6 protein-coding genes and 1 pseudogene are annotated in these 6,559 nt (G+C 39.9%); 3 read left to right on the top strand and 4 right to left on the bottom strand.

All coding sequences use genetic code 11. The annotated features are described in order from the left end of the window. Positions 1-237, top strand: a pseudogene (locus QZR70_RS08065) (ribonuclease E); the annotation flags it as partial. 158 nt (positions 238-395) lie between these two features. Continuing rightward, positions 396-674 carry a PepSY domain-containing protein gene (locus tag QZR70_RS08060; protein ID WP_105090104.1) on the top strand — a complete coding sequence of 93 codons (279 nt, stop codon included), beginning with the start codon at positions 396-398 and terminating at the stop codon, positions 672-674. Between the two features lie 489 nt (positions 675-1,163). Here QZR70_RS08060 and alr read toward each other — a convergent pair whose 3' ends face one another. After that, the gene (gene alr, locus QZR70_RS08055; RefSeq protein WP_005387690.1) at positions 1,164-2,276 is read right to left on the bottom strand and encodes an alanine racemase; all 1,113 of its coding nucleotides are present in this window, start codon (positions 2,274-2,276) and stop codon (positions 1,164-1,166) included. Between the two features lie 369 nt (positions 2,277-2,645). Here alr and QZR70_RS08050 point away from each other — a divergent pair, with 369 nt between their 5' ends. Beyond that, complete coding sequence (locus QZR70_RS08050; protein WP_295794361.1) at positions 2,646-3,599, top strand: 2-hydroxyacid dehydrogenase; 954 nt, start codon at positions 2,646-2,648, stop codon at positions 3,597-3,599. A 226-nt stretch (positions 3,600-3,825) separates the two neighbouring features. On the opposite strand, the gene pflA is transcribed toward QZR70_RS08050, so the two are convergent. The 3 genes from pflA to QZR70_RS08035 all read right to left on the bottom strand — a co-directional run. Further along, on the bottom strand, positions 3,826-4,602 hold the full coding sequence (gene pflA, locus QZR70_RS08045; protein WP_295794359.1) for a pyruvate formate-lyase-activating protein: 777 nt from the start codon (positions 4,600-4,602) through the stop codon (positions 3,826-3,828). A 12-nt stretch (positions 4,603-4,614) separates the two neighbouring features. After that, positions 4,615-4,854 (bottom strand): autonomous glycyl radical cofactor GrcA3, encoded by a 240-nt coding sequence (gene grcA3 / locus QZR70_RS08040; protein ID WP_005376651.1) that lies wholly within the window; start codon positions 4,852-4,854, stop codon positions 4,615-4,617. Positions 4,855-4,929: 75 nt separating this feature from the next. Further along, a partial coding sequence (locus QZR70_RS08035) for a pyruvate formate lyase family protein (protein WP_295794357.1) occupies positions 4,930-6,559 on the bottom strand: 1,630 nt, incomplete at its 5' end.

Genomic DNA, 6,559 nt, shown 5'->3' with positions numbered 1-6,559 from the left:
GGCACGAAGTCCGCTACCCATATTCTTGAGCACGGTGGCAGACCTAAAAAAGCGCAAGCACACAAAGCGCCTAAAGTAAAAGCTGACAAAGCAGTTAAAGCTGATAAAGCTGTAAAAGAAACTAAAGAAGTAAAAGCAGATAAAAAAGCTGACAAAAAAGAAACTACTAAAGAGGAAAAAAAAACTCTAAAAGTGGAAAATCACAACCTAGCACAACAAGTAAGCAAGCAGGCGTAGTCGATCAAAATAGTATTTTCGTAATTGGTGCTAATTATTTAATCGACCAATTTGAAAATAAATATGGTGACTCTAAGATTACTAATGTATCCTTCAAAGCTGCCGATAAAACTGCTATCTATGAAGTAGACGGTTTCAATACTAGTGGTGCCCATTCCATGACTCTAGATGTGGCATCTGGTAATGTAACTGAAGGTACTCCTAAAGCATATGATGCATCTATGGAAGCTAGTGCTATTGATGCTGGTACTGTGTTACCTCCACATGTGGCGATCAATGCAGCCTTCGCACAAACTGGCAATGTAGCAACTGGTATTAACTCTTGGTCTGTAGCAAACCAAAACGGTAAACCTATTTATACTGTAGAGTTCCATGATGCACAAAATAAACCTGTATCCATCGTATTGGATGCTAAAACAGGTATGGCAGTAAAATAAGCTAATCCATATCCTATGCCACTGTAAAGCAAACCCCTTTAATACACGAACACTAAACACACAAAACTATACACACATACTTACACACATACACAATACACTTACACACACAATAAACAATTACACACACGCAGCCCTCTGGATTGGATAGACAAACATTGACTCTCTCCTATGCCGTCTGTCGTTCAGGGGGCCCCTTATGCATTGTGGTTCCCTCCCAATCATAAGATTATATACTTGGTATATAATACTCTCTCTCACAATAAGAACGTAACTGCTTTACAGTACGCTAGGTATAGGGGAGCAGGAAAGCCCGTAATACATGTAGACCGCTGCATGTATTACGGGCTTTTTCTAAGCTACTATAAAACTAAATTTGAATGATATCAGTGTTATATGAACTGAAAATATAAAAAGCGCAGATACAATAATGTATACCTGCGCTTCTTGTATATGGAGCCTTTACTATTAGTAACAATAGTGGGCCTTTTATATGTATTGTCTAGGTACGCGCTCAGAGAAACCACAGAAGATTTCATATGGAATCGTAGAGGCAAGGGCGGCAATCTCTAGGGCAGAGATGCTTTCATGACCTTGGGAACCTAAAAGCACAACCTTATCACCAGGTTGTACAGTAATTGTATCAGGCACGGCTACCATAAATTGGTCCATACAGATGCGGCCTACTACAGGACAACGTGTACCATGAATAAGGACCGTACCTCGGTTAGATAAGCTGCGAGGATAGCCATCTGCATATCCCACAGGGATGGTAGCAATCGTCATTGGTTCAGGTGTTACATAGGTAGATCCATAGCCAATGCCTTCGCCAGCTTCCAAATGCTGTACATGTACTACTTCGCTATGGAAGGAGAGAACTGGCTTCAAACCTAATCGATTTGGTACATCAAGGGATGGCATAATACCGTATTGAATAATGCCAGGACGTGCATCGGTAAATAAGCTATCTTTTACAGATAATAACCCAGCACTATTGGCAAGGGAGAATCGATAATCCGCATCAGGTCTAAAGGCACGGATTTCGTCTACCATTTTATGGAATTTTTGTGCCTGCCCATGAGCGTGGCTTTGATCGGCCGCATCAGCGTTACTCATATGAGAGAAGAAACCGTCTACTTCAAGGTTTTCATAGGACTCAACACGTTTTATAAACTCCACAGCATCCTCTGGTTTAATACCAATACGATGCATGCCTGTATCAACAGCAACAGCAACGCGAATAATCATATCGTGATTTTCTGCTACTTTATCGAGCGCCTCCAAATCTGTAGATTCACATACGGCAGGAATGGAATTGGTGTCTGCTACAAGCTCAAATGATTGTGGGCGTGTGAGACCTAGTAGGTAGATTGGTACCATAATACCTGCATTGCGAAGAGGCACAGATTCTTCAGGAATGGCAACGGCTAAGGATTCATAACCTTCCTCAACGGCTATACGGCCCATCATAACGCTGCCGTGACCATAGCCATTGGCCTTGATAACAGCTGTAGATGTGCTCCATTCCGGTAAACTATCTTTAATTTTGCGCAAGTTCTCGCGAACGAGACTTGTATTTATGGTCAAATAGGTGGGTCTCATGGTATTCCTCAATTCTATATAACATTACTTTTATTTTATAACTTTTGGGGAATTAAACAATACTTTTGTGAAAGTTTTATACAGAAATATTGGTATTATTTTGAATTTTATAGCTTTTCTGCATATATTATATACAATAATTGTGAAAGTATACTAATTAATATAGTTAGCTGTGATATTAATGGTATAAATTTATATAAATAATAGTATAATTTATAGTAAGGTATGATATATGCTTTTTCTAGCTAATAGATTGGTTATGAATGATATAGACAAAATTGTAGTCATCTAACATCGTGAACATAGCCAGATTACTTGTAGGTTTGAAATTAATAAATATATAATATAGCATCTATGTAGGAGGTTCTCATGAGCGAACGTGTAGTAGTAGTAAACGCAGGTAAAATGAATTATGACCATGCATTAGATTTCTCCGTATTATCTAATGATGTACAGGTTTATGATAATAGTACAAACGAAGAGCTTATTGAGCGTATCCAAGGGGCTCGTGTAGTAGTAACAAAAGAGCTTCCTGTTAATGCTGAGTTACTTTCACAATTCCCAGATACAGTAAAGCTCATTGTAGAAGCAGGTACAGGCTATAACAATATTGATCTTAATGCAGCGAAGGAACGAGGTATTACTGTGTGCAATATTCCAGCGTATAGCACAGAGCGTGTAGCGCATACGGTAATCATGATGATCCTCAATTTTGCATCTACAATGCAAAAACAAATCGGCATGCTTGCAAAAGGTGATCGCAGCAACTTTACAAAATATTTGCAAGTGAGCCACACAGAGGTAAATGGTAAAACATTAGGTGTGGTTGGTGCTGGTCATATCGGCATGGAAGTAATCAAAGTAGCAAAAGCACTTGGCATGAATATCTTGATTCATACACGTACACCAAAAGCTGATGGCGACGGCATTCGTTATGTAAGCCTTGATGAATTACTAGAAAATAGTGATTATATTACATTACATTGCCCATTGAATGACCAAACTAAGCACATGATTAATAAAGAAACCATCGCCAAGATGAAGCCAAATGCTGTTATCGTCAATACAGGTCGTGGTCCTCTTATTAATGAAGCCGACCTTTGTGAAGCATTAGCAGCTAAACGTATTGCAGGTGCCGGTCTTGATGTACAAGAGGTAGAACCGCCAGCAGAGGATAGCCCTCTATATACATTAGATAATGTTATCCTTACACCTCATATGGGGTGGAAAGGTCTAGAAACTCGCCAACGCTTGGTGGGCATCATTCGCGACAATGTACAAGCCTTCTTTAAAGGTGAACCTATTAATGTAGTATCTAAATAAAAGATATTAGTAGAGCGGATATTAGATCAAATAGGTTGTTTACCTAAACGATATGCTGATTATTCAAAATCAGTGCACAAATAATAGAAACTAAATAGTCTATAAATACAATAAGAGCCGTCCCCGGTTGTGTGGGGGCGGCTCTATTGTTTTAGGGCTATCATAGATCAAGTTTTTAATATATATTTGTATATATATCAAGGGAGGTAGTTATCCTCAAACTTGATTATGATTGATGTTGTGTTTTGATGGGACTCCACCAATGGCGTCGATAGGCCTTGATGCCTTCTACCACGGTTCTTGTCGCTTTAGCCGCTATATCTTTTGATGCGGCCGGTATGCCCTCTAGGCGATAGGTGAGACCTAACTCCTTATATTTAGCAGTACCCATAACATGATATGGTAAGCAATCAACGGCTTGTAAATTTTTCAGAGATCCTAGGAAAAAGCCTAGACGATAGTGATGATCTGCATTATCTGTGATGGTAGGGACTACAACGTGACGAACCCAAATAGGAACTTCTACATCGGCCGTTAATCGAGCAAAGCCGAGAATGGGCTCTAATGGTTTGCCTGTTAACCACAGATGTTTATCAGGATCGATTTCTTTAAGGTCTAGGATGACGAGACTAGTGACACTGAGTAGCTTACGGTAGGCCACCTCTTGGTGGGGATCAAAACAAATTCCACTTGTATCTAAACAGGTATGGACGTTTCTTTCACGGAAATATGTGAAAAGCTCAGTAACAAAGTCGATTTGCATTAGAGCTTCCCCACCTGTGACGGTGATACCACCATTAGTATAAAATTGGCGGTTACGTTCGTACTGGTCCCACAACTCCTCCACAGTCGTGAACTTAACATCATCGCTAGTTTCATTCCATGTATCGGGATTGTGGCAATAAGCACAACGCATGGGGCATCCTTGGAGAAAAACCACCATGCGCATGCCTGGACCATCAACCGTACCCATCGTTTCAATCGAATGAATACGTCCAGTCATAGGAAACCTCGATTAGATTTGTTGATGGAATGTACGGGAAATAACTTCGTCCTGTTGTTGTTTTGTCAATTTGTTGAAGTGTACTGCGTAACCAGATACACGAACAGTCAATTGAGGGTACAACTCAGGATGTTTTTGAGCGTCTAACAATGTTTCACGAGTGAACACGTTAACGTTCAAATGATGACCGCCTTTTTGGGAGTAGCCATCCAATAACTCTACCAAGTTATCAACTTGTTGTTGGTTGCTCATGGGTATTGCCTCCTTTCAACCAAGACTAACACTCGTATCGGTGCCGGTGAAAGCACACAGATACTATGGAAGACGTTATTTATCTTCCTTTATAGTAACATTCGGTTCGCTGCAAGCGAAGTTTGTATTGGAGTTAGGCAATTGAGATGGATCTAACTCAATATCAAAATCGCTGACGGACACAAATGTTTCACCAGATTTACCTAATGCGTCAGGAATGATAGAGAAGGTATTGGAAATACCATCGGAGCTATCACGCCATGGCATTTTTGCTACGGATGCCAACGAAGAAATAGCACCGTGAGTATCACGACCATGCATTGGGTTAGCACCAGGAGCAAAAGCTTCACCAGCTTTACGACCATCTGGAGTGGAACCTGTTGCAGTACCATATACTACGTTGGAAGTAATTGTTAACAAGCTCATAGTAGGAACGGATTGACGGTATGTAGGATGTTTACGAATCTTGTTCATAAATGTGGAAACAACTTTTGCTGCCAAGCTATCTACACGATCGTCATCGTTACCATATTTAGGGAAGTCACCTTCGATTTCGAAATCAACAGCGATGCCGTTTTCGTCACGAATAGGTTTTACCTTAGCATATTTAATAGCGGACAAGGAGTCGGCTACTACAGATAAACCAGCGATACCAGTTGCAAACCAACGAGTTACTTTGCGGTCATGCAATGCCATTTCTAGTTTTTCATAAGCGTATTTATCGTGCATGTAGTGAATGATGTTCAATGCATTTACATATACGCCTGCCAACCATTCCATCATGTCGTCGAATTTTTCCCATACTTCATCGAATTCTAAGTATTCGGAAGTAATAGGGCGGTATTTAGGACCAATTTGTTTCTTTAGTTTTTCATCAACGCCGCCATTGATTGCATAAAGCAAGCATTTTGCCAAGTTGGAACGAGCGCCGAAGAATTGCATTTCTTTACCAATACGCATTGGAGATACGCAACATGCGATTGCATAGTCATCACCGTAGATTGGGCGCATGATGTCATCATTTTCATATTGGATAGCTGAAGTTTTGATTGACATTTTTGCACAGTATTCTTTGAATCCTTGAGGTAATTTAGTTGACCATAATACTGTTAAGTTTGGTTCTGGAGCTGGTCCTAAGTTATCTAATGTGTGTAATACACGGAATGAGTTTTTAGTTACTAATGGGAATCCATCAGTTGACATACCAGCAATTGATTCAGTTACCCAAGTTGGATCTCCTGAGAATAATTCATTGTAATCTGGAGTACGAGAGAATTTAACTAAACGTAATTTCATTACGAAGTGGTCCATAATCTCTTGTGCTTCTTCTTCAGTGATTACACCGTTTTGTAAGTCACGCTCAATGTAGATATCTAAGAATGTAGAAGTACGTCCTAAAGACATCGCAGCACCATTTTGCTCTTTAATTGCAGCTAAGTATCCGAAGTATAACCATTGAACTGCTTCTTTAGCAGTTGTTGCTGGTTTAGAGATATCGAAACCATGTTTTGCTGCCATTTGTTTTAATTCATTTAAAGCACGGTATTGTTCAGAGATTTCTTCGCGTAAACGAATGTTTTCTTCATCCATGACACGTGAAGTGTTGTTATGGTCTTTTAATTTTTCAGCCATTAAACGATCTACCCCGTATAAAGCAACACGACGGTAGTCTCCGATAATACGTCCACGTCCGTAAGCATCTGGT

The sequence above is a fragment of the uncultured Veillonella sp. genome, from assembly GCF_900545205.1.
Classification (GTDB): Bacteria; Bacillota; Negativicutes; order Veillonellales; family Veillonellaceae; genus Veillonella.
Note: the sequence above shows the minus strand (reverse complement) of the source record. Positions and strands in the feature narration are given on the sequence as shown.

Excerpts from the sequence above, each read along its gene's own strand:
- QZR70_RS08060 (WP_105090104.1), top strand. The coding sequence starts at position 396 with ATGACTCTAGATGTGGCATCTGGTAATGTAACTGAAGGTACTCCTAAA.
- alr (WP_005387690.1), bottom strand. The coding sequence starts at position 2,276 with ATGAGACCCACCTATTTGACCATAAATACAAGTCTCGTTCGCGAGAAC.
- QZR70_RS08050 (WP_295794361.1), top strand. The coding sequence starts at position 2,646 with ATGAGCGAACGTGTAGTAGTAGTAAACGCAGGTAAAATGAATTATGAC.
- pflA (WP_295794359.1), bottom strand. The coding sequence starts at position 4,602 with ATGACTGGACGTATTCATTCGATTGAAACGATGGGTACGGTTGATGGT.
- grcA3 (WP_005376651.1), bottom strand. The coding sequence starts at position 4,854 with ATGAGCAACCAACAACAAGTTGATAACTTGGTAGAGTTATTGGATGGC.